Source organism: Janthinobacterium sp. GW821-FHT03C08, from assembly GCF_059420905.1.
Window position 1 is genome coordinate 195,389 of the sequence record NZ_JBWKUP010000005.1, and the last position, 22,362, is coordinate 217,750.

The 22,362-nt window shown below is 58.1% G+C and carries 20 protein-coding genes and 2 tRNA genes; 9 read left to right on the forward strand and 13 right to left on the reverse strand.

The window, feature by feature from the left end; genetic code table 11:
- Nucleotides 1-2 precede the first annotated feature (2 nt).
- Nucleotides 3-386 carry a hypothetical protein gene (locus AC07VL_RS08715; protein ID WP_494805481.1) on the forward strand — a complete coding sequence of 128 codons (384 nt, stop codon included), beginning with the start codon at nt 3-5 and terminating at the stop codon, nt 384-386.
- 386 nt (nt 387-772) lie between these two features.
- Here AC07VL_RS08715 and AC07VL_RS08720 read toward each other — a convergent pair whose 3' ends face one another.
- The 4 genes from AC07VL_RS08720 to AC07VL_RS08735 form a co-directional block, all read right to left on the reverse strand.
- Complete coding sequence (locus AC07VL_RS08720; RefSeq protein WP_290603408.1) at nt 773-1,222, reverse strand: hypothetical protein; 450 nt, start codon at nt 1,220-1,222, stop codon at nt 773-775.
- Between the two features lie 258 nt (nt 1,223-1,480).
- A complete protein-coding gene (locus AC07VL_RS08725; RefSeq protein WP_494805482.1) occupies nt 1,481-2,140 on the reverse strand; it encodes an FxDxF family PEP-CTERM protein in 660 nt (219 codons plus the stop codon).
- Between the two features lie 71 nt (nt 2,141-2,211).
- A complete protein-coding gene (locus tag AC07VL_RS08730; RefSeq protein WP_494805483.1) occupies nt 2,212-2,469 on the reverse strand; it encodes a hypothetical protein in 258 nt (85 codons plus the stop codon).
- Nucleotides 2,469-4,580, reverse strand: coding sequence for a TonB-dependent receptor family protein (locus AC07VL_RS08735; protein ID WP_494805484.1), 2,112 nt, complete (start codon nt 4,578-4,580; stop codon nt 2,469-2,471). The genes AC07VL_RS08730 and AC07VL_RS08735 overlap by 1 nt, the downstream gene beginning before the upstream one ends.
- A gap of 287 nt (nt 4,581-4,867) precedes the next feature.
- On the opposite strand from AC07VL_RS08735, the gene AC07VL_RS08740 reads away from it, so the two are divergent.
- Entirely contained in the window at nt 4,868-5,311 is a 444-nt protein-coding gene (locus AC07VL_RS08740; protein WP_494805485.1) for a response regulator, read from the forward strand.
- Here the strand turns inward: AC07VL_RS08740 and AC07VL_RS08745 are convergent, their stop codons facing one another.
- The 6 genes from AC07VL_RS08745 to AC07VL_RS08770 form a co-directional block, all read right to left on the reverse strand.
- A complete protein-coding gene (locus AC07VL_RS08745; protein ID WP_494805486.1) occupies nt 5,312-5,551 on the reverse strand; it encodes a hypothetical protein in 240 nt (79 codons plus the stop codon).
- Nucleotides 5,552-5,601: 50 nt separating this feature from the next.
- Entirely contained in the window at nt 5,602-6,963 is a 1,362-nt protein-coding gene (locus AC07VL_RS08750) for a family 43 glycosylhydrolase (RefSeq protein ID WP_494805487.1), read from the reverse strand.
- 181 nt (nt 6,964-7,144) lie between these two features.
- Nucleotides 7,145-7,220: transfer RNA gene (locus AC07VL_RS08755), tRNA-His, on the reverse strand.
- 133 nt (nt 7,221-7,353) lie between these two features.
- Complete coding sequence (gene murI / locus AC07VL_RS08760) at nt 7,354-8,199, reverse strand: glutamate racemase (RefSeq protein ID WP_494805488.1); 846 nt, start codon at nt 8,197-8,199, stop codon at nt 7,354-7,356.
- 68 nt (nt 8,200-8,267) lie between these two features.
- Complete coding sequence (locus tag AC07VL_RS08765) at nt 8,268-9,809, reverse strand: fumarate hydratase (protein ID WP_494805489.1); 1,542 nt, start codon at nt 9,807-9,809, stop codon at nt 8,268-8,270.
- A 105-nt stretch (nt 9,810-9,914) separates the two neighbouring features.
- Nucleotides 9,915-10,532 (reverse strand): YqhA family protein, encoded by a 618-nt coding sequence (locus tag AC07VL_RS08770; RefSeq protein WP_494805490.1) that lies wholly within the window; start codon nt 10,530-10,532, stop codon nt 9,915-9,917.
- A 308-nt stretch (nt 10,533-10,840) separates the two neighbouring features.
- Between AC07VL_RS08770 and acs the strand changes: the two genes are divergently transcribed.
- The 4 genes from acs to AC07VL_RS08790 all read left to right on the forward strand — a co-directional run bounded on the left by acs (nt 10,841) and on the right by AC07VL_RS08790 (nt 15,293).
- Nucleotides 10,841-12,847: an acetate--CoA ligase gene (acs, locus tag AC07VL_RS08775; RefSeq protein ID WP_494805491.1), complete on the forward strand. Its 2,007-nt coding sequence runs from the start codon at nt 10,841-10,843 to the stop codon at nt 12,845-12,847.
- Between the two features lie 209 nt (nt 12,848-13,056).
- Nucleotides 13,057-13,147: transfer RNA gene (locus AC07VL_RS08780), tRNA-Ser, on the forward strand.
- A 221-nt stretch (nt 13,148-13,368) separates the two neighbouring features.
- Nucleotides 13,369-14,658, forward strand: a complete 1,290-nt coding sequence (locus AC07VL_RS08785) for a tyrosine-type recombinase/integrase (RefSeq protein ID WP_494805492.1) — start codon at nt 13,369-13,371, stop codon at nt 14,656-14,658.
- Between the two features lie 11 nt (nt 14,659-14,669).
- Nucleotides 14,670-15,293, forward strand: a complete 624-nt coding sequence (locus tag AC07VL_RS08790) for a DUF4102 domain-containing protein (RefSeq protein WP_494805493.1) — start codon at nt 14,670-14,672, stop codon at nt 15,291-15,293.
- A 38-nt stretch (nt 15,294-15,331) separates the two neighbouring features.
- On the opposite strand, the gene AC07VL_RS08795 is transcribed toward AC07VL_RS08790, so the two are convergent.
- Nucleotides 15,332-15,649, reverse strand: coding sequence for a helix-turn-helix transcriptional regulator (locus AC07VL_RS08795; protein ID WP_494805494.1), 318 nt, complete (start codon nt 15,647-15,649; stop codon nt 15,332-15,334).
- A 1,067-nt stretch (nt 15,650-16,716) separates the two neighbouring features.
- On the opposite strand from AC07VL_RS08795, the gene AC07VL_RS08800 reads away from it, so the two are divergent.
- Nucleotides 16,717-18,027: a hypothetical protein gene (locus tag AC07VL_RS08800; protein WP_494805495.1), complete on the forward strand. Its 1,311-nt coding sequence runs from the start codon at nt 16,717-16,719 to the stop codon at nt 18,025-18,027.
- A 110-nt stretch (nt 18,028-18,137) separates the two neighbouring features.
- Nucleotides 18,138-19,001, forward strand: coding sequence for a hypothetical protein (locus AC07VL_RS08805; protein WP_494805496.1), 864 nt, complete (start codon nt 18,138-18,140; stop codon nt 18,999-19,001).
- Between the two features lie 193 nt (nt 19,002-19,194).
- Here AC07VL_RS08805 and AC07VL_RS08810 read toward each other — a convergent pair.
- Nucleotides 19,195-20,357 (reverse strand): IS3 family transposase gene (locus tag AC07VL_RS08810; RefSeq protein WP_494805497.1). Its coding sequence is split into 2 segments (ribosomal slippage): nt 19,195-20,102 and nt 20,102-20,357, totalling 1,164 coding nucleotides; the frame shifts between segments, so codons are not numbered across the junction.
- Nucleotides 20,358-20,534: 177 nt separating this feature from the next.
- Between AC07VL_RS08810 and AC07VL_RS08815 the strand changes: the two genes are divergently transcribed.
- A complete protein-coding gene (locus tag AC07VL_RS08815; RefSeq protein ID WP_175444781.1) occupies nt 20,535-21,305 on the forward strand; it encodes a sce7726 family protein in 771 nt (256 codons plus the stop codon).
- Here the strand turns inward: AC07VL_RS08815 and AC07VL_RS08820 are convergent, their stop codons facing one another.
- Nucleotides 21,306-22,358 (reverse strand): beta family protein, encoded by a 1,053-nt coding sequence (locus AC07VL_RS08820; protein WP_494805498.1) that lies wholly within the window; start codon nt 22,356-22,358, stop codon nt 21,306-21,308.
- Nucleotides 22,359-22,362 lie beyond the last annotated feature (4 nt).

Here is a 22,362-nt window from a genome sequence, read left to right on the forward strand (position 1 = left end):
CGATGAAAACCCTGCTGGCAGTAATTTCACTGGCCGCCCTGGGTGGCTGCGCCGTGGCCCCTCCCGGCCCCGCCTACTATGGCACGCGCGCGCCACAGGCAGCCTACAACCCGTACGAGTGGCACACGGTATCGTCCGAGCCGGCCCAGTCGGGCAGCGTCGTCGGCGCCCCGCGTGTCGAATACACGAGTGAACCCGTGTACGTGCAACAGCAGCCCGTGTACGTGCAGCAACCGGTGTATGTGCCGGCCCCCGTGTACGCGCCACAGCCGTACTACTACAATCCGCCCGTGTCGATCGGCCTGGACTTCGTGTTCGGCTTCGGGGGCTACCGCGGATACCGTGGCGGCTGGGGCGGGCATGGCCGCTACTACGGCCGCCGCTAGTCCTTTCTTTTTCTAGCCAGGCCGTGCCTGGCACGGCGCGCGCCCTTGCGCGTCGCGCCGCCGCGCAGCGTGCCGGCGGCGTCTGGCCGCGCGCGCTGATGGCGTGCAGCGGGGAGCCGGCTCAGTGGAAATACACGGCGCTCTGGTGCAGCACGTCCGCCGAGCACAGGATATACATCGCCGCTGCGGCCAGACCTATTTGCAAGGCACCAAAGCTGATCGGGATGAGGCGGGACATGTCGTACTCCTGAGTGGTAGGGGGCGTCTGGACGCGCCGGGCATGTTCTCATCATAGGATGAGTTGATGCATACAGGCATCAGATGACGCTCCGCCACTTTGTAGGACAATGCCTCGTCGCCGGGGCCCAGCCGCGCTCTGCGGCCGGTCAGCGGTTCTTCCAGCGCACGACGGGCGCCTCCGGTGCCGTGTCGAGCACGTTCGAGATCGTCAGCCAGTGCGTCAGGCGTTCCGGATGCTTGAGATTGATGCCCATGCCGTCGATGATGCCCACCTGTTCCAGCATGCGCGCATCGATCTTCGCCTTCGACACCGTGGGCGCGCCCATGACCATGCGGTCATAGGCCTTGCGCGCCTTGTGTTCCCACTTGTGCAGGTTGCTTTCATCGAAGCGGTTCGCCTCGAAGTACACGGTCAGCGTGCCATCGAGGTTGCCGAAGCCGACGATGCCGGCACCCTTGCGGATGGTGGTGGTGTTGTCGATGTCAAATTCCGCGGTGGGCACGAAAATGCCGGCGCGGCCATCGATATCGGGACGCCCCACGGGCGTGTCCTTGCCATAGGAACTGGTTTCGGTAATGGTTTTTTCTTCAGACATGGTGCGTGCTTGGTGGTGGTGTCGGGAGCGGAAGCAAGCTCCGGCACCGCCAGCCATCCTGTTCAAAAAATGCGTGCTGATGATCAGGGCGGGGTAGGGGCCCTGGCGGAGCGATGCCTGGCATTGCTTGATACGATGCTATTGTAGTCCCAATTTAATTCCCAAGGGCAACATTTCATGCCATGCATGGCTGCTGCGCCATGCAAAAAAGCCGCCCGGCCATGCGGCGGGGCGGCTGTATCGCGGCGCTGGCCGGAATCAGGCGGCAGGCTTGCGGCGTGCCATGAAGCCCAGCAAGCCCAGGCCCAGCAGCATCATGGCGTAGGTTTCCGGTTCCGGCACGGCGGCCATCACCGACACATTGTCCAGGTAGGAGCCGAACGTGGGCGAGGACACGGGACCGATCGACTCGAAGCGCAGCACGGTGGACGAACCGAGCGCCGTCAGGTTCTGGCTGTAGGTTTGCCACACGCCGCCCGTGTTGCCGACCAGTGCCGTGGGCGTGAGCAAGGTGGAACCCCAGTAGACATTCATCAGGCTGTTCGCGCCGCCCGGCGTGTCGGGACGGCCCGAGTAGGCAAACGACAGCGCATACGTGCCGCCGGCCGTGGTGGCGATGGCTTGCGAGACGGAGGTCAACTGGTCGGTATTGAGCTCCAGGTATTGCGTGCCGCTGGCGGCGACGGGATTGAAGCCGCTCAAGCCGCCCTGCGTGGCGCCCTTCTGGATTTCAAAGGCCGAGTTGCCGCCGGCCGACGAGGTCCAGCCCGTCACGCTGCTGACGGGGGCCCAGGGCGTGGCGATGGCGTTGTCCTCGAAACTGCCGTTGACCACCAGTTCGGTCGCGGCGTTGGCGGCGCCAGCGGTGGCCAGGGCGGCCAGGGCGGCGATCGTGCAGAGAGTGGCAGGCGTTTTCATGAGTAGTCCGTTTTGCTTGGTTAAAAGTTAATTTGATTTCCTAAATGACATTTAAAGAATATCACCAAAACTCACATCCAGAACAAGTGCTCGCCAAGAATATTTTCAATTGTGAAATGATTCGTGTCTGTATGGCAATTGATTTCCTTGTTGAAATCGTCGCCGCGCCGGCACAGGGCGAACACGGTGGTGATGGCGCTTGCCTCACGGTATTTTTGTGACATCGGGGACGTAAAAAAAACCTGCATCGCCACAACAACGGTGCAGGTTTTCCGTGCTGCCAGGCGCGCGCAGGGCCTATCGATGCGATAGGCGCTACGCGCAGGCATCAGAAAGTCAGGCGGCCCTGCACGTAGACCATGCGCGGCGCGCCCACCATCTTGCCCAGGTTGGCGTCGGACGTGCGCGTGAAGTAGCGCTTGTCGGCCAGGTTGTTGACGCCGGCGACCAGTTCCAGGCCCGCCTGTCCCGGGACTTGCCATTTCGCCTGCGCATTCCATGTGCGGAAGCCGGGAATCACGCCCACGTCGCCCTTGGCGCTTTCCGCCACGGTGTTGGCATCGTCGGCGAACTGGCGGCTCTGGTGGGTGCTCGACAGGTCGAAGCCCCAGGCGCCCAGCTGGTAATGGGCGCCGACGGTATCCGTGGTGCGCGAGTAGAACGGCACGTCGTTGCCGGCGTTCGCGCCGTCCTGCAGGGTGGCCTTGGTGTAGGTGTAGGTGGCGTAGGCGTTCAAGCCGGCCAGCGGGCCGGACTTGTCGAAGCGGTAGTCGAGCGCCGATTCCAGGCCCCGGTGATGCGTGGCGCCCACGTTGTAGAAGGTGACGTTGCTGCCGCTGCCGACGGACTGGATCTGGTTGTCGAACTTGATGTTGAACAAGGTTGCCTCGGCCGCCAGCTGGCCGCTCTTCCAGCGCGCGCCCAGCTCGGCCGTCTTCGCCAGTTCCGGCTGCAGGGGATTCTTGCCGGACTGCGAATTGAGCTGCGTGTTCTGCACGGCGCCGAACGAGCTGTTGTAGTTGCTGAACAGCGTGACATTGTTGTTGAGCAAGTAGGCCACGTTCAGCGACGGCAGGGCCTTGTTGTTGAGCAAGTCGATGGTTTCATCGGCCGGCAGATGGTTGATGCGCTCCGTCTTGATGTGCTCGTAGCGCACGCCCGGCGTGATGCGCCAGGCGCCGGCGGCGATCTTGTCGTCGATGTACACGGCCTGGGCGTCGGTGGAGTTGTCGGCAAAGCGCGTCGGCGCCTGCTGCACGCCCGTGGCGATGACGACGTTATAGACGCTCTCGTCGGCCCGTTCCGCCAGGTAGCGGTAGCCGACGGTGACGTCCTGCGACACCTTGCCCGTGACGAAGCGCTGCGTGTAGCGGGGCTCGACGGCCATGGTTTCATAGTGGCGCGGCTGGTGGCCCATGCCCGTGTTGCTGGCGTTGACGAGCGTGCTCTGGCGCGAACTCTTGTTGTAGTAGGCGCGCACTTCCATTTCCTGCGTGCCGGACAGCGCATTCAGGTAGCCGATGTCGACAGCCTTGCGTTCGCCGCTCCAGAAGTCGCCGCGGCGCGTGTTCTGGAACGGATCGGCATTATATTGCGCCACCGTCAGGCCGCCCGGCGTGCGCGAGTTCACGTCATAGTAGGACAGCTTGCCGTAGATTTCGGCCGTGGGGCTCAGGTCGTAGCGGAACTTCAGGGCGAAGTCGTTGACCTTTTCATCGCTGGCCACGCGCCAGTCGCTGCCGCGGATGCCCGAGTACAGGATGGCCAGGCCCAGGCCATTGTCGAGCTGGGTGCCGGCAAACACGCTGGCCTGCGTGTTCTGGCCCACTTCGCTGTAGGCGTTGTAGCGCACGCTGGCGTCGCCCGTGATGCCCGGCGTGGTGGGCACGCGGCGCGTCTTGAAGTTGATGATGCCGCCCACGTTCTGCGGGCCGAAGCGCACGGCGCCGCCGCCGCGCACCACGTCCACCGTTTCCACGTTGGCCAGGCTGACGGGAGCGAACGACAGCTGCGGCTGGCCATATGGCGCCACCGACATCGGGATGCCATCGAGCAAGACCGTGCTGCGCGGCGAATAGCGTCCGGCCAGGCCCCGCACGCCAATGTTGAGCGATACGGCGCTGCCGGCGCTGCCCGAGTTGTCGCTGATCTGCACGCCGGGAATGCGGCGCATCACGTCGCTGATGCTGGACGCGCCCGAGTTCTCGATCTCCTCCTTCTGCACCACCGTGCGGGCACCGGCGAAATTCTTCGTGCTGGCCGCCATGCTGGTGCCCAGCAGGTTGCTGCTGACCTGGATGGATTCGAGGATGGGGCCGGCGTTGTCTGCCGAATTGGCTTCCTGGGCCTGCGCGGCGCAAGGCGCGCCCAGGCAGGCGAGGGCGATGGCCAGCGCGCACGGGCGCAGGGAAAAGGGCAGGGTGAAAGGTGTGGCGGCCATGCATGGATCTCCGTAATGACAATGCTTGCGCGGGCAATCGGGCGGCGCGACAACAGCGTGGCGTGGATATCCGGCGCAAGGGGATAAGAATGATAATGATTCTCATTTTATCCGTCAATTGCGCATACTGCGTAGGATGGGCTTTGCCTGGAGAAAGGCGGGAAGTGTTGCTGGCGCGGTACAGGAAGGCGTCTGGATTGCCGCTTGGCAGCATTGCTGGGGTGCGGCGGCATTGCGCGCGCTTCTTGTATACTCCCGTCTTTGCAGCCGTCAGACGTGAACGTACAATGAGCCAGACAACTGAAACGACACCGGGCAGTTCCGCCGTGGAACGCCGCCAGGGCGACAAGGCAGCCGCCGCGCGCAAACTCAATCTGCTGGTGGTGGATGACAACCAGGAAGTGGGCGAATCGCTGGCCATGCTGCTCGAAGCGCTGGGCCACCACGCCGTGGTGGTGCGCAACTGGCAGATGGCCGTCGAGCAAGTCAAGCTGTGCGTGCCTGACGCCGTCTACCTGGACATCGAAATGCCCGGCATCAGCGGCATCGAGATCGGCCGCCGCCTGCACCACAATCCGGAAACCGCGCACGCCGTGCTGATCGCCGTCACGGGCCACAGCCTGCCCATGTACATGGACGACGCGCTGGCCGTGGGCTTCCGCCACTTCCTCGTCAAGCCCGTGCGCCTGGAAGACCTGGCGACGACGGTGCAGTCCGTGCTGGCTGGCTGATCAGCCAGCCGCCTGCCCGTGCCGTATTGCCGCTTCGGCCCGCGCCGTCAGGGCATCGAGTTCCTCCTCCGTCGGCTGCAGGCTGCCGTCCACCATCCGGACGAGCAGCGCCGCCAGCTCTGCCTGCGCGGCCCGCACGCCGGCCGGCAGCGCAGCGGGAGCCGTCTCAAGCAGTACCTCAAGCCGCACGCAGGCATGGACGAAGCGTCCCATGGTGGTAAAGTAGGCGGTATCGTGCATAGTGTCTTTCAGTCAATTTCCTCCAGTATGCCTGCGTTTGCCCGCCTCCGCTACGGCCGGCTCAGCGACCACTGCTGGTTGTTCGCATTGGTCAAATTCCACTGGATGATCTGCGCGTTTTCCGCCGTGCTCAGGTTCAGCACGTCCAGGGTCAGGTTGCTGTAGCGGTTGCTGATCGTCTGGTAGCCGGATGCGGGGCTGGCGAAGCGCCATTGCTGGCCCAGTCCGCCCCAGTAGCTCCATTGGGCGATGTTCGTCCCGGCCGTGGTCGAATTGTTGTAATCGTCCAGGCCCAGCAGGCTGTTCGCGTTGATCAGGCTGTAATACCCGTCGCCATGTCCCACCACATACCACTGCTGGTGTCTGGCGCCTGTGTACGTCTGCTGCTGTACCAGCGCGCCATTGACCGTGCTGGCACCAGCCACGGCCAGGGCCTTGCCGCTCAGGCGCGAGCGCAGCACCGTGGGGCCGTCGGAGATGCCGCCGCAGCTGGCCACCGTGAAATTGCGCGTCAGGCTGGGCCAGCCGTCGCCATACGTCATCTTCAATATGTCGAGCTTGGCCGCGCCATTGTCGTTCACGTCGTAATAGTGGATCGAGGTGTAGTTGCAGCCATCCTGCTTGAGCACGCCGATATGGCCCGGCCCCTTGTACTTGCCATCGAGGTTGGGCAGCGCCGTGCGCGTGCCGCTGTACGGTCCCGTCACGCTGCTGGCGCGCTGCACTTCCACGTAATACGTGCTGGCGGTGCCCTGGCAGCATTTGCCGCGGTTGACGAATAGATAGTAATACTCGCCGTCGCGCGTGATGTAAGGCGCCTCGATATCCTTGCCGCCGCCACCGAGGATGGTCGTCACGTTGCCCGTCGTCTTGCCTGTGGCCTGGTTGATCTCCGTCAAGCCGATGCCGCCGAAAAACGAGCCGTATGACATGTAGACCTTGCCGTCATAATCGCGGAACAGGGCCGGGTCGATGGCATTGATTTCTGCGCCGCCGCCATACGATTGCACGACGATGCCCAGGTCCGTCCAGGCGGGGTTCTTCAGCGAGGCCGAGCGGGCCACGCCGATGGCCGACACGGAGGCGCCGAAGGTGGAGACCGAGTAATACAGATAATAGTAGCCATTCATGTGGATCACGTCCGGCGCCCAGTACGAGCCGCCGAAGTTGGGAATCTTGTTGGCGATCCAGGCCGGCGGCGTGCTGAAGACGGGCGCCGGGCCGGCCGACCAGTTCAGCATGTCCGTCGAGGTGGAATACCAGATGCCGTTGCCGGTGGTGAAATTGAAATACGTGTCGCCGTCGCGGGTGAGCGTGCCGGGGTCGTGCGCGTTCGGCACACCCGTCAGGTTGACCGCTTGCGCCGCCTGGGCGCAGAACATCAGGCAGAGCGCTGCCAGGAATTGTTTCATCGTCGTCTCCGTTCTGTTTTTATGATGCGGTCCAGGCCGCATGCCAGAGTAGGGCGATGGTCAAATTTGCACTAATGAATTTTTTGCGGCAAGCGATACCCGGGGCGGTATCGGCGACAGCAGAAAACCGGCGCCGGAATGGAAAAAGCCCGGTTCGAAAACCGGGCTTTTCTTTATTCTGTGGGGTGGCTGATGGGGCTCGAACCCACGACAACAGGAATCACAATCCTGGACTCTACCAACTGAGCTACAGCCACCACTGTTTTACTTGCCTGTTTAGCTGTTTTGCTGAACAGGTGCCGAATTATACAAAGAACTCGGCAAAGTGGCAAATCTAAATGCAGTCTTTTTTAAAGAATCGAAAGATTGCCTGAAAACGGGTGTTTTCGCTCAGACTTCCAGGTGTTCGACGGGCGGCTGCAAGTCCAGCAAGCCGGCGAAGGCTTGCGCCAGGGAGTCGACCTTGGCCGTCGTATAGCCTTGCAGCCGTGGCGCATCGTTGGCGGTGCGGCGCAAGCTTGCCGCGTCGAGCAGGCGGGCCAGCTGGCGCGCCACGGCCTCGCCCGTGTCGACGAGGGTAATCGTTTCCTGCGTATGCGCGCGCACCGTGCGTTCGATGGCGTCCTGCACGAAGAGGTAGTGCGTGCAGCCCAGCACCAGGGTGTCGGCCCCTTGCGCCAGCAGGGGCGCGATGTAGCGTTCCAGCATGGCGCTGGTGGCGTCCTGCGGGTCGGTGCCCAGCTCGCATTGCTCGATGCGGTCGGCCAGGCCGATGCAGGGCTGCAGGAGGAAGGTGGCGCCCGTGGCGGCACTGACCTGTTCGCGCAGGGCCAGCAGCTTGTCGCCGCGCAAGGTGCGTTCCGTCGCCAGCACGCCGATCTTGCCGTTGCGGCTGATGCCTGCCGCCGGTTTCAGGCCCGGCTCGACGCCGACGATGGGCAAGTCCGGGTAGCGTGCGCGCAGCGCCTTGATGGCGGCGATGGTGGCCGTGTTGCAGGCCACCACCAGCGCCTTGGCGCCTTGCTGCAACAGAAAGGCGGTGATCGCCAGCGAGCGGGCGATGACTTGCTCTTCCGTCTTGTCGCCGTAGGGCGCATAGCCGGAATCGGCAAAATAAATCAGATCTTCCTGCGGCAGCTGCGCGCGGATATGGCGCAGCACCGACAGGCCGCCCACGCCGGAGTCGAATACGCCGATGGGCGCGTCCTGGCGGGCAGTGCTTGCAATAGAAGTCATATAAAGCCGAAGAAGATAAAAAAAACGCCGCGCTGGTGTTGCCGCGCGGCGTCTATGGTAGAGCTTGTTTAAGCGACCGTCACGGGAATCTTGCTGACGCTATTGAGCTGCTCGATCTTCGCCTGCCACTCTTTCGGCCCCGTGTTGTGCACCGACGTACCCTTCGCATCCACGGCCACGGTGACCGGCATGTCGACCACGTCGAATTCGTAGATGGCTTCCATGCCCATGTCGGCAAAGCCCAGCACTTTCGCGCCCTTGATGGCTTTCGACACGAGATAGGCGGAGCCGCCCACGGCCATCAGGTAGGCCGACTTGTGCTTCTGGATCGCTTCGATGGCGACCGGACCCCGTTCGGCCTTGCCGATCATGGCGATCAGGCCCGTCTGTTCCAGCATCATGTCGGTGAACTTGTCCATGCGCGTGGCCGTCGTCGGACCGGCCGGGCCCACGACTTCATCGCGTACCGGATCGACGGGGCCGACGTAGTAGATCACGCGGTTCTTGAAGTCGACCGGCAATGGCTCGCCCTTGGCCAGCATGTCCTGGATGCGCTTGTGCGCGGCATCGCGGCCCGTCAGCATCTTGCCGTTCAACAGCAAGGTCTGGCCTGGCGTCCACGAAGCGACTTCTTCCTTCGTCAAGGTGTTCAGGTCGACGCGCTTGGATTTTTCCGTGTCCGGCGCCCAGCTCACGTCAGGCCAGGTCGACAGCGGCGGCGGCGTCATGTAGGCCGGGCCGGAGCCGTCCAGCACGAAGTGGCCGTGGCGCGTGGCGGCGCAGTTCGGGATCATGGCGACGGGCTTCGATGCCGCGTGCGTCGGGTGCATCATGATCTTCACGTCCAGCACGGTCGTCAGGCCGCCCAGGCCTTGCGCGCCGATGCCCAGCGAGTTGATCTTGTCGCACAGCTCGATACGCAATTCTTCCAGCTTGTTCTGCGGGCCGCGTTGTTTCAGCTCATACATGTCGATGTCTTCCATCAACACTTCTTTTGCCATCAGCATGGCTTTTTCGGCCGTGCCGCCGATGCCGATGCCCAGCATGCCGGGCGGGCACCAGCCGGCGCCCATGGTCGGCACCGTCTTCATGACCCAGTCCACCAGCGAGTCGGACGGGTTCATCATGATCATCTTCGATTTGTTTTCAGAGCCGCCGCCCTTGGCCGCCACTTTGACGTCGACGGTGTTGCCTTCGACCAGTTCCATGTGCACGACGGCTGGCGTGTTGTCCTTGGTGTTCTTGCGGTCGAAATGCGGGTCGGCCACGATGGAGGCGCGCAGCTTGTTGTCGTCGAAGTTGTACGCGCGGCGCACGCCTTCGTTGACGGCGTCGGTGACGGTGCCGGAGAAGCCTTCGAAGCGCACGCCCATGCCGATCTTCAGGAAGACGTTGACGATGCCCGTGTCCTGGCAGATCGGACGCTTGCCTTCCGCGCACATGCGCGAGTTGGTCAGGATTTGCGCAATCGCATCCTTTGCCGCCGGGCTTTGCTCGGACTCGTAGGCGCGCGCCAGGTGCTCGATGTAATCCGCAGGGTGGTAGTAGCTAATGTACTGCAACGCTGCGGCGACGGATTCGATCAGGTCTTCTTGCTTTATGACAGTCATGGTGTTCTCGCGGTAGATAAGAAGGGTAAGACTCTTTACTAATACTAGTTACTGCATAGGAATGACAAAAGCCCATGGCCGCCGCTGGCAGCCATGGGCTTCTTGTTAATGGGGTGCTCTTGCCTGGTTCTGCGTCACGGTCATGATGCGGTCCGTGTAGGCGATCGCCATGGCGGAAATGATGAAGACCATGTGGATCACCGTCTGCGCGATAATCACTTCCATCTTGTAGGAATTGGCATTGATGAAAGTCTTCAGCAGGTGGATGGACGAGATGCCGATGATGGCCATCGCCAGTTTCGTCTTCAGTACGGACGCATTGACATGCGACAACCATTCCGGCTGGTCTGGGTGGTCATCAAGGTGCATGCGCGAGACGAAGGTTTCGTAGCCGCCGATAATGACCATGATCAAGAGGTTCGAAATCATGACCACGTCGATCAGGCCTAATACCACCAGCATGATGGTCGCTTCGTTCAACTTGGTCGGCAGGGCGCTGCCGGGCACGGCGACGGCCGTCAGCACGTGCTGCAGGGCGGCATCGTTGCCGAACACGGCGCCGATCAGGTCGGACAATTCCACCCAGAAATGAAATACATACACGCATTGTGCGAGGATCAGGCCCAGGTACAGCGGCAGCTGCAGCCAGCGCGACATGAAGATGAAGGCGGACAGCGGATGCAGCTTGGTATGTTTGGTAGTCGGTGGTAGGTGGTCGATCATGTGGGGTTTCCTGGGGGAGTAAATACCAATTTTTGGCATGCCCGACATTTTACACTTGCTGTTGATCACTGCGCATGGCCCGGTTCTGGAATATCGGCTTTGATGAAAGCCAAAGTGGTATTGAACCTTCGGCGCGGGATCGCTTTTCCCATCGAAAATACTGCACAGGACGCCCTTGACGCCCATCGCCGAAGGCGATTATGGTTAGCATGGATAAGGGTAAAACGCTGCATAAACGCGACATGTAAGGCGTCCGTAAGACACAGGGCCTATCGTGTTAGCAAACAATTACTACACTGGAGACTAGCATGACCGCTACAGACAACCAAGGACAGGGCACGCAGCAGCAGGGACCGGAAGAGTCGCGCGTATTCGAGCCGTCGGCGGCATTTGCCGCGCAGGCCACCATTTCCGGCATGGCGGCGTATCACGCCATGGTGAAAGAGGCGGAAACCGACTACGAAGGTTTCTGGGCCAGGCTGGCGCGCGAGAACCTGAGCTGGAAAAAGCCGTTCACGCGCACCCTGAACGAAGACGACGCGCCGTTCTACAAATGGTTCGAGGACGGCTTGCTGAACGTGTCGTACAACTGCCTCGACCGCAACATCGAAAATGGCCTGGGCGACAAGACGGCCATCATCTTCGAGGCGGACGACGGCACCGTCACCAAGGCAACTTATAAAGAGCTGCACGAAAAAGTGTGCAAGTTTGCCAACGGACTGAAATCCAAGGGGATAGGCAAGGGCGACCGCGTCATCATCTATATGTCGATGTCCGTCGAAGGCGTTGCTGCAATGCAAGCCTGCGCCCGCATCGGCGCCACCCACTCCGTCGTCTTCGGCGGCTTTTCGGCCAAATCCCTGCAGGAGCGCATCATCGACGCGGGCGCCGTGGCCGTCATCACGGGCGACGAACAATTGCGCGGCGGCAAGAAGCTGCCCCTGAAAGCCATCGTCGACGAAGCGCTGGCGCTGGGCGGCTGCGATTCCGTCAAAAACGTCATCGTGTATCAACGCACGGGCAGCGACCTGCCGATGGTGGCCGGCCGCGACACGTGGCTGCACGACCTGGTCGAAGGCCAGAGCGCGCAATGCGAGCCGGAATGGGTCGATGCTGAGCATCCATTGTTCATCCTGTACACCTCGGGTTCCACCGGCACGCCGAAGGGCGTGCAGCACTCGAGCGGCGGCTACCTGCTGTGGGCCGCGCTGACGATGAAGTGGAGCTTCGACATCAAGCCGGACGACGTCTTCTGGTGCACGGCCGACATCGGCTGGGTGACGGGCCACAGCTACATCGCCTACGGCCCGATGGCCGTGGGCGCCACGCAAGTGGTGTTCGAAGGCATCCCGACCTACCCGAACGCGGGCCGTTTCTGGGAAACCATCAAAAAGCACAAGGTCAGCATCTTCTACACGGCGCCGACGGCCATCCGTTCGCTGATCAAGGCGGCCGACGTGGACCCGAAAGTGCATCCAAGCAACTATGACCTGACCAGCCTGCGCCTGCTGGGTTCCGTCGGCGAGCCGATCAATCCGGAAGCGTGGATGTGGTACTACAAGCACATCGGCGGCGAGAAATGCCCGATCGTCGATACCTTCTGGCAGACGGAAACGGGCGGCCACATGATCACGCCGCTGCCTGGCGCGACGCCGATGGTGCCCGGTTCCTGCACCCTGCCATTGCCGGGCATCATGGCTGCCATCGTCGACGAAGCAGGACAGGACGTGCCGAACGGCCAGGGCGGTATCCTGGTAGTAAAACGTCCATGGCCATCGATGATCCGCACGATCTGGAACAACCCGGACCGTTTCAAGTCCAGCTACTTCCCGGAAGAACTGGGCGGCAAGATGTATCTGGCCGGCGACGGCGCCATCCGCAACAAGGACACGGGCTACTTCACCATCACGGGCCGCATCGATGACGTGCTGAACGTGTCGGGCCACCGCATGGGCACGATGGAGATCGAATCGGCCCTGGTGGCCAACCCGCTGGTGGCCGAAGCGGCGGTAGTGGGCCGTCCGGACGACACGACAGGCGAATCGATCTGCGCCTTCGTGGTGCTCAAGCAGGCGCGTCCGACCGGCGAGGAAGCCAAGAAGCTGGCCCTGGAGCTGCGCAACTGGGTCGGCAAGGAAATCGGCCCGATCGCGAAACCGAAGGAAATCCGTTTCGGCGACAACCTGCCGAAAACCCGCTCCGGCAAAATCATGCGCCGCCTGCTGCGCGTGCTGGCCAAGGGCGAGACGATCACGCAAGACGTGTCGACCCTGGAAAACCCGGCCATCCTGGATCAGCTGAAGGAAGCGTCGTAACAAGGCCAGTCCCTGCGGGATCGGCCTGCGCCCCAATGGGACGCAGGCTCCCACCGGGTCTGACCCCAGCAGTTACTGGGCTGGGTGTTTCAAACTTTTACCCCACGGTAAATAACTTTGGCAGTCCGTAGAATCTTTGCTATAATCTGCGGCTTCGCGACAAGCGAGAAATAGTACGCAGTGTGTGCAAGTAAGGCGCATTGCCTGCAGGAGAGGTGGATGAGTGGTTGAAGTCGCACGCCTGGAAAGCGTGTATAGGTTCATAGCCTATCGGGGGTTCGAATCCCCCTCTCTCCGCCAAGGATACAAATTGGCCAGTTCAAGGAAGTCCAAGAACGTCCACAAAAAACCGTTTTAGCCCGTGCTAAAGCGGTTTTTTTGTATTCTGGCGTCCAGTACTGTCCAGCTGCAGCCAGTAAAAATCGGGGCTGGATTACAGATGAGCTTACCCTATGTCTCGAACCAAGCCCTGATTCGCCGGTCTAAAGTGATTTCTGACGCATATGCTGAGGAGACCAGCCATGGCAAAGATTATCCCTCCCCTGACCGAACTCCAGGTCAAGAATGCCAAGCCCAGGCAAAAGTCATACAAGCTGTTCGATGGTGGTGGCCTGTACGTTGAAGTGATGCCCAGCGGCTCGCGGATCTGGCGCATGAAATTCCGCCAGTCGAACGGCAAGGAAAATACGCTCACGTTTGGGCCTTATCCGGTAATTTCGATCATGGTGGCGCGTGAAAAGCGCACGGAAGCGCGCCGCTTGCAGCTGCAGGGGATCGACCCCGGCAAGTATCGCGACGACGCCAGGCGGCTCGCCGCCGAAAAAGCATCCAATACCTTCGAGAAAATCGCCAGAGAGTGGTACGCAAACAAGGTGCCAACATGGAGCGAACGCACAGCCAAGAACATGCTGCAGCGTCTTGAAGCTGATATTTTTCCACGCATTGGCGACAGGCCGATCACGGAAATCAGGCATCGCGAGTTGATTGACACGCTGCGCAAGATCGAAGAGCGCGGCGCGACCGAGATTGCGCATCGCCTGAAAGCCGTCTGCTCGCAGATATTCAGCTACGCCATCCAGTGCGGCTTGGCGGACCGCAACCTGGTGGTGGACATGAAAGACGTCCTGAAGACCAAGCGCGCCTCGCACTATGCCGCCATCGATGCCGATGAATTGCCCGCCTTCCTGGACGCGCTGGCGCGCAACGAGGCGCGCATGTTCGAGCCGACGCGCATCGCGCTGCGCCTGATGCTGCTGGTCTTCGTGCGCACCAGCGAACTGATAGAAACGCCATGGAGCGAAGTCGATCTGGAGAAGGGCGAGTGGATCATCCCCTGGCAGCGCATGAAGCGCGGCAAGCTGACCGTCAATCCGGATACGACCAATCACCACGTCTGCCTGTCGCGCCAGGCGCTGGCTTTGCTGCGCCAGCTGCACACTATCACGGGCCGCGGCACGTACCTGTTTCCAAACCAGCGCGACCACGACAAGCCTCTGAGCAACAACACGCTGCTGGTGGCGCTGGCCCGCATGGGCTACAAGGGCCGCATGACGGGCCACGGCTTCCGGGCGCTGGCCATGAGCACCATCAAGGAGCGCCTGGGCTACCGCCATGAAGTGGTGGACCGCCAGCTGGCGCACGCGCCCAAGGACAAGGTGGCCAGCGCCTACGACCGCGCCCAGTTCCTGTCGGAGCGCCGCAAGATGATGCAGGAGTGGGCCGACTATCTGGAAGCCGTGGAACGCGGCGATACGCCGCCGCCAGGCCATCATGGAGCGCTGGAACTGGTGTGGCCAGTGCCGCGTCGTTAAGGGAGGCTGCCATGGCAAAACTGATTGCTTGTCTTACCGAACAACAAGTGGCCGAAGCGGAGCCTCGAAGCAAGTCTCGCAAATTGTTCGATGGCTCAGGGCTGTATGTTGAAGTCATGCCAACAGGAACAAAGGTATGGCGGATGAAATTTCGTCAGCTAAATAAGAAGGAACAGACGTTGACCTTCGGCCACTACCCGGAAGTTTCGTTGGAACTTGCGCGGAGCCGCCGTGTAGTTGCTCGCAAGATGCTTGATGAGGGAAAGGACCCACGCCCAGAGTTCAAGGCCGCGCATACGCGCCCGCCAAAGCGGCTTCGGCAAAATCGCCCGCTGCCTCCTGCCATGAATGCCAGAAAAGTGGAGCGCTGCGCAACTCATATCGGTACGCAGGCGGTGGAATGGATGTGGGCGCTGGTCTTCCCTGCACTGAGCCGCGTCTCCGCCGACGAAAGAGTGCGAAGCGACATGCTTGCCATGGTGGAGAAAATCCAGAAAGAGCGCGCCAACGAGGTGATTGAATTGTTGTATGGCTACTGCGCCGATATCATCTTCGGCTGCCTTGAATTGGGCATGGATGAAGATGATTTGATTGAAGCGATGCGGGATGCCAGGGTTGTGCAGCGGCGCAGATGAACGTTTCAGTGTCGCAGGTATCCCGGTATAGTCCCGCTTCATTTGGCTCTGGCTCCTTTGTTACCGATTGGCCTGGTGCTTGATGAATTCTCGATTGCCGTGGATGCTGTGGTTTCAGGCCTGCTCGCCTCGATGCACGCTTGCATCCACCGTATCACTTCGCTTTTGAGCCAGGCTGAGGAGCGTCCCTGCAGCTTGACGGGGGCAGGGAAAGTGCCTTCCTTGATGCTTGCATAAACGCTGCTGCGTGACTTGCCGCAGGTTGCCAGCACTTCGCCCAGACGGATGAAGCGCTCTTCGCCCATGCGCGGTTCCACGCGGCGCTCTTTCAGGTGTTCGGCTGTCGCTGCTTTCATGGCGTCCCCCTTCGTGAATCAAAAATGCCAGCGGCAGCACCGGGGCGAATGGCATATGCCGCAGGCCTTGCCCTGCCACCGATTCGTCCTTCGTCGAGATGCGCTCGCAATCATTATTCCGAAAACATGGGTCCAGTATCGAATGCCGTAATCGCTGGTGCAACAAGAATCGGCCTGCCATGCCACTTGGATCAAGCCTGCCGCGCACTTTGTGTGAGATCAAGGCTGGACACAGGAGCGGGTTCGTGGAAGCTTTAGCAGCTAAAAATTGGGCAATCGACAGCGAATTCCTCATGCCATAGATGCATTGGCGCGGCCCCGATTTCATTGGTCCTGTTGCTGTGTCGCCGCCACATGTGCATGCGACTGCTGGCATTTCACGCCATCAATACCTGTCAGCAATCGTTTTGACCGCCTCCAGGGGGAGCACTTTCTGTCCACGCGGAAAGGCGCAGCCATCGGAGAAGAAGCGCGCTATTGCCGTGTAGAACTCGTAAAGCAGACTATGAAAATTTGTTGCTGACATTGATCAAGGTCGGCCCAGATGCATGTCAAATGTTCCCACTTGGACGCTGCCAATTGCCGCTGATCAACCGTGCTACTTTCGGCATACATTCCTGCTAAATCTGCTCTCGTACCAGCAAAAAAATGGTTCGACCGAGGTATTACCCGGTGATTAAAGGGTTTCAGTCGCTGCACAGGGCGGAACTACCGTGCTAGTTTCGGCATACATTCCTGCTAAATTTGCTTTCGTACCTGTAAAAAAATGGTTTGGTCGAAGTTGTGTCCGACGATTTTTGTGGTTTAGTCGCTGCGCGAAGCGGGGCAGGATAGGTGAAGTTAGCTAACCTTCGGTTAGCTAACTTCACACCTGCTTATTCGCACTTCGTGCTCAACGGGGCTACGAAGCCTGAACGGACGTACTCCCGACAGAGGTTGGTTTGAATGCGATACGCCCCAAGTGGCACTCAAAGATGGCGTGATAATGCGCGTATATTCCCGAGCGGAAAGCACTGTAAGATTACGGAGTACCTATCAATATTTCGAATTCTTTCCATGAAGGCACAATGACAAAACTCTCAGAGGTGTTCGGTGTCAGCGCCGATCATGTGTTGTCGTATATCGTTCGCGACAGTATCGATGGGCTATTTACTTCAGTGCTTAAGGAAGATAAGCATGTAGTTGTCTATGGTGCATCTAAGCAGGGGAAGACCGCACTCGTCTCTCGGTATCTTCCATATGACGAAAATATTGTTGTGCGGCTTTCGCCAAATACTAACGTTGAGGATATTTATTCCAGCATCTTGCGCCAGTGTGGTGTAGAGATCGAGACTGGAAAAGTTGACGAGAAGACTTCAGAAACCTCAGCGACTTTGGGTATCAAAGCCAAAGCGACCCTTTGGTTTTTCGGAGAGGGTGAGGCGAGCGCATCAGGTGGGCTTAAGGCTGGTGACAAAAGCCAGAAGACGTCGAAGACAATCCCATTTAATTTGGCGGTAGCCCAGGATATCGCCGAACTCCTAAGGACGGTGAAATTCAAGAAAAAGATCATCCTTGAAAATTTCCACTACTTAGCGGAGGAAAAACAACGTCAACTCTCTTTTGATTTGCGCTCATTTCAGGAGATGGGAATTATCTTCGTGGTGCTGGGCGTATGGCGCCAAAAGGACAAACTGCGTATCTATTGTCCAGACCTCACTGACCGAGTCGTTGATGTTCCGGTTGAGCCATGGACCGAAGACGACTTCCGAAAAGTCGCAGTTGAGGGGGCGAAACAGTTGAATATTGACTTTGCTCATGATGTTATTCAACGGTGTATCGAGAATTCATTTGGAAGCGTCGGAGTCTTTCAGGAATTGGTGAAACAAACCTGTATTGCTGCGGACGTGAATGAGTGGAAAATGATCTCGCGGAAAATTACTGATGTCGCGTTCGCGGACAAAGCGGTCGTGGATAAGGCTGCTCAGTATGGTGCGACCCATCAGCAAGCACTTGAACTCATCTCATCCGGGAACGTCACGCATTCAAAGGAAAAGGAAAAAACTCCTCTTCACCTACCTTACTATTTGGTCTGCTCCATCTTGGAAATGGGATTCACTGGCTTGGAACATGGAGCTAGCCGGACTGATATAACTGATAGAATCAAACAGCATCATCATCGTAAGGATGATGTCCGTGCATCGGACATGAGCAATTTGCTTCACAACCTTTCTACGTTGCAGCATAAGAAAGGTATCAATCCTCCGATGATCGACTATGACATCGGTAAGCGTCAGTTGTATGCGATTGACTCTACTTTCTTCTTCTTTTTGCGGAACTGCGACCTTGCACTAGTGAAGGATGAGTTACCGTCACCAATAGAAGTTGGTGAAGAATAACTAGGTAGTTTGATATCGATATGCAAGGTGACTGGCCGGGTGCCGTAGCAATTGAAAAACCTGAATAAGTCAGGGGTACGTACATCATTTTTTGATTTTGGAGGTCAGGCTTGAAGAACGAAACCGCCGCAATTTCAGCGAACTTGCATGGGGATCGATTGTATCAGCTGAGAGCTCGCGAAGCGTTGCCAATTTTGGTTCGTCAAGCTTTTAGCGGAGCTCCGATATTCTATCAAGAATTGGCCATTGAGATGGGGATGCCGAACCCTCGCAACCTGAACTACGTTTTGGGAAGTGTTGGGCAATCTTTGATAGAGCTGGGGGAGTGCTGGCAAGAAACGATTCCACCAATCCAATGCTTGGTGATTAACCAAACGGACAAGTTACCCGGTGAGGGATTCGGATGGTTTATGTCCGATAGTGCTGATTGGCGTGGTTTGTCAAAACGGCAGCGAGCTACCTTAGTGCAGGCGGTAATGCAACAGATATATGCTTATCCTAAGTGGCAGGCGGTTCTTCGTGCACTTGAGCTTAAGCCCGTGAATCCGAGCTTCGCTGATTTGGTAAGTCGTGCTTCTAGTCGAGGTGGTGGTGGGGAGAGTGACGATCACAGGCAGTTGAAGGAGTTCGTGCGACACAGACCCAGGCTCATTGGTTTGGCGAATCGGTATGGTCCGGGAATCGCTGAAAAAGGGCTGCCCTCTGGTGATCGGATAGATGTTTTTTTTGATGCCGGCGATGAGTGGGTGGGCGTGGAGGTGAAGTCTGCACTATCTGACGAAGTGGATTTGGTTCGTGGACTATTTCAATGCGTGAAATACAAGGCAGTCTTGAATGCCATGCTAGTCGCCGAGCAGCGCGACGCAAGTGCTCGTGCTGTGCTTGTGCTTGAAGGAATGTTGCCAGACCGGCTAGTGCCGATGAAGCATATGTTGGGTGTAGAGGTCATCACCGGAGTAGTGCCGTGTGCGTAAACATTCGCTTATTCGATTGGAGCTAAGGTTGCTGTATCTCGACAGCGGACGATTGGAAGGCTTGGTCGGTAAGATCGGGACTGTTGAGCTAACAGGAAGGACCGAAGATGTACCGGAAGCAAAGAGTGCGAATCCACAAACGAAAACGCCAACCTGCACGAGTTGGCGTTTTGTCTTGCACTGTTTGTAGTGGTCAACCCATCCCGGACACTACGTTAAGTTTTTCTTCGGCGACGGCCGGTGCCAGTCCCTGGTTGAACTGATGTGGCCGTATCCCGTTATACCGGTGCATCAGGTAGTGGCTGATGTCCCGTTGTGCTTCTTGTGCCGTCACGTAACCGGTTGACGGCCGCCATTCCGTTTTGACGCTACGGAATAGCCGTTCCATCGGGGAGTTATCCCAACAATTCCCCCGCCGGCTCATGCCCTGTCTTATCCGATAGCGCCACAAGCGCTGATGGAATTTTCGACTGGCGTACTGGCTACCTTGATCCGAATGAAACAGCAGCCCCTGCGGTCGACCTCGCTGCTGGTAAGCCATTTCCGGCGCTTGCACAACAAGGTCCGCGTCGGGTCGTAGCGAGAATGCCCAGCCCACCGCTCGGCGAGCGAACAAATCCAACACCACTGCCAAGTAATACCATCGGCCTTGCGCCCAGACATAGGTGATGTCCCCGCACCAGACCTGATTTGGCGCCTCCACTGTGAATTTACGATTGAGGTGGTTTGGAATATCGACCCGCTCCACCGTAGCCTGCTTGTAGGCATGGCTGCCAGGCTGCTTGCAGACCAGCCCCAACTCGTCCATCAAACGACTGACTTTGAAGCGGCCAATTGCCGTGCCTTCCTCGCGCATCATGCCCATGATGCTGCGGCTTCCCGCCGAACTACGACTCTCGACGAACAGCTCGTGCACACGGCTACGCAATGCCATGCGCTCAACATCAATGTGGCGGGCGCGCTCCCGATATGCATACAGGCATGACCGCGCTACGTCGAACACCGCGCAGATCAACTCGATTGATTCGTCACCACAAATCTGATCGATTACCTCGTACGTTCTATCCCTTCCGACATCAAGAGCGCGGTAGCCTTTTTTAAAATGGACTTCTCCCGCTCGAGACGCTCAATGCGTGCTTCGAGTTCCTGTATTCGCTGCTGATCAGACGTCATTGCCTTACTCTGTGGCGTGCTTCCCTGCCGCTCCAACTGAAGCTGCTGCACCCAGCGGCGCAGCACTGATTCGCCGATGCCCACCGACCGGCTTGCCTCCGTATGGCTATATCCTTGATCCAGTACCAGGCATGCCGCCTGCTGTTTGAACTCAGGGGAAAACGTACGTCTTTGCTTGCTCATCAAACACCTCTCTATGGCGAGCATTCTCGCCTGAATCAGTGTCCGGGTACATTAAACCACTACACTTTTCATAAGCAGGCCTTTGGTAATCTAAGCCCAGACTATATACTGGTAAGTTAAGTCAAATTTGTGCAATCACACAAATAATTACTTTATTGCAATTTCTGAGGGCATATTGTGTTAAACGAAGGCGATATCAAGGCTGCGGTCATCGACAAGTTGTTTGCGTCGGATGCACTTGCTGATGCAGTTTTGATAAATGAAATGGTAGTTGCGAACTGGAGTCGGCGCGCTGATTTGGTAGTGGCCAATGGAAAGTTGCATGCATTCGAAATCAAAAGCGACCTGGACACTCTTCGTCGCCTTGATGGGCAAGTTGAAACATACTTGCAGCGCTTTGACAAGGTCACGGTAGTGTGTACTGCAAAATTTGCTTATTTGATCAAAGATTGCATAGATTCACGTGTTGAAATTTGGTGCGCAGCACCAACAGACCAAGGTGTCAAATTGACAGTATTTCGACGAGGGCAATCTTCTCTCGTATCGAACAAGCGCATTCTTTGTGGCTTTCTGCACAAAGCCGAGCTGATCACGTTGCTAAAACGTGAGGGTAGAAATGTAAGTGCAGAGACCCCCAGAACACACTTGGAATGTGAGTTAGATGCGCTGTCGGTACGTCAAATCCGAGACTTTGTTTTGCAGTCCCTTAAAGAAAGATACAAAAGTACCTTTGAGCAGTTTTGTGCAAGTAGGCAGAGTCAAACCTGCCCTGAAGACCTCGCAAGACTAAGTAAGTTCAAGAATCAGTTCCGCGAAGGGGATAGAAGCGGTGAAGAAATTTTTACCGCTAATCCTGAAAATGCTGCGCAATTAGACTTGCTGGCGTTGGCAGCAAAGTTCGGTCCGTTACCATCAGATATGCCAACCTACGTTCGCCGTCGGGCCTAACTAGTCATCTTCGCTACTAAACTCTTGGTGTGAAAGTTCAAATTGGCGCGTGAGGTGTAAGTTCACTCGCACGGCAATCCAATGACTGCGAGATTTTATCCCGGTTACATCACCTCCTGCCGCTTTGCGAATCATTTCAGCTCCCCAGGTATCATCTGTTGCACCGTCATCCCAGCGCGTCAAAATCGATCGTGCAGCATCGACATATCCCTCGCCATCAGAATTCGGACGTCTTTCGAAAAGCCAAGCATCATACAAAGAGCAATCAATTTGGGGTGTATACTTTCCACCCGTGGCCGCTTTGGTGCGTGCGTGAATTGAACCATGGTCGCCATAGATCACCACATCAGACCCAATTGCTTCGTATAGCTCCCTCTCAAGAATGCTAACAATTCCTGCTGTCGCTTGGCCTGGCGGTTGAAGGAATGAGGTAACTGAAGCTGGATAGCTTGTAGAAATAACTGCAATCTCAGCGCTAGGTATCTCATCACGAATGTCGTTTACAGACGAAATGCAGGCCGCGATACTTGCTGCCATTGTTTCTCGTATGTAGCCAGCATCAATGACTATTAATGCATTCTTGGGGTCATCCATCGCCGACATGGCGGTAATAACTTTGCTCGTGTCGGCTTGGAAATCAGATATGCGGAAGGCTATCCTGCGCCCCAAAGCTTCCAGGTGACGGGTTTGTCGAATAATTTGTGGAAGCCGAGCTATTTGCGAGAACTGGACAGTTGGAATCGCTTGATCGAAGGATTTCACGAAGTCTCGCCAAGTCTTGAAGTCATCAGTGGGATTGAGCAATCCATGTACAGAGCTGTTCTGATACATGACTTCACGGGTCACATCTAGGATAAAGGGATTGCCTTCTGAGGCCTTCACCAATTCATTCATAGACTCAGACAAATCGTCACACCGTGGCCACGCGCCAGCTCTCATGATGGGGACTAAGGCCTTCTTGACCTGCGGCCGCAAGTTCGCGTATCCGGCTATTTCGGCCGGCCGTGTACGAAGGCTTGGAAAGTAAGGGTAATCGCCAAATTCGATTGTCATGAAT

Coding starts and splice junctions, on each gene's coding strand:
- AC07VL_RS08820 (WP_494805498.1), bottom strand. CDS start 22,358: ATGACAATCGAATTTGGCGATTACCCTTACTTTCCAAGCCTTCGTACA.
- AC07VL_RS08765 (WP_494805489.1), bottom strand. CDS start 9,809: ATGACTGTCATAAAGCAAGAAGACCTGATCGAATCCGTCGCCGCAGCG.
- murI (WP_494805488.1), bottom strand. CDS start 8,199: ATGACTTCTATTGCAAGCACTGCCCGCCAGGACGCGCCCATCGGCGTA.
- AC07VL_RS08800 (WP_494805495.1), top strand. CDS start 16,717: ATGACAAAACTCTCAGAGGTGTTCGGTGTCAGCGCCGATCATGTGTTG.
- AC07VL_RS08735 (WP_494805484.1), bottom strand. CDS start 4,580: ATGGCCGCCACACCTTTCACCCTGCCCTTTTCCCTGCGCCCGTGCGCG.
- AC07VL_RS08795 (WP_494805494.1), bottom strand. CDS start 15,649: ATGAAAGCAGCGACAGCCGAACACCTGAAAGAGCGCCGCGTGGAACCG.
- AC07VL_RS08740 (WP_494805485.1), top strand. CDS start 4,868: ATGAGCCAGACAACTGAAACGACACCGGGCAGTTCCGCCGTGGAACGC.
- AC07VL_RS08720 (WP_290603408.1), bottom strand. CDS start 1,222: ATGTCTGAAGAAAAAACCATTACCGAAACCAGTTCCTATGGCAAGGAC.
- AC07VL_RS08790 (WP_494805493.1), top strand. CDS start 14,670: ATGGCAAAACTGATTGCTTGTCTTACCGAACAACAAGTGGCCGAAGCG.
- AC07VL_RS08725 (WP_494805482.1), bottom strand. CDS start 2,140: ATGAAAACGCCTGCCACTCTCTGCACGATCGCCGCCCTGGCCGCCCTG.
- AC07VL_RS08785 (WP_494805492.1), top strand. CDS start 13,369: ATGGCAAAGATTATCCCTCCCCTGACCGAACTCCAGGTCAAGAATGCC.
- AC07VL_RS08745 (WP_494805486.1), bottom strand. CDS start 5,551: ATGCACGATACCGCCTACTTTACCACCATGGGACGCTTCGTCCATGCC.
- AC07VL_RS08730 (WP_494805483.1), bottom strand. CDS start 2,469: ATGCCTGCGCGTAGCGCCTATCGCATCGATAGGCCCTGCGCGCGCCTG.
- acs (WP_494805491.1), top strand. CDS start 10,841: ATGACCGCTACAGACAACCAAGGACAGGGCACGCAGCAGCAGGGACCG.
- AC07VL_RS08750 (WP_494805487.1), bottom strand. CDS start 6,963: ATGAAACAATTCCTGGCAGCGCTCTGCCTGATGTTCTGCGCCCAGGCG.
- AC07VL_RS08770 (WP_494805490.1), bottom strand. CDS start 10,532: ATGATCGACCACCTACCACCGACTACCAAACATACCAAGCTGCATCCG.
- AC07VL_RS08715 (WP_494805481.1), top strand. CDS start 3: ATGAAAACCCTGCTGGCAGTAATTTCACTGGCCGCCCTGGGTGGCTGC.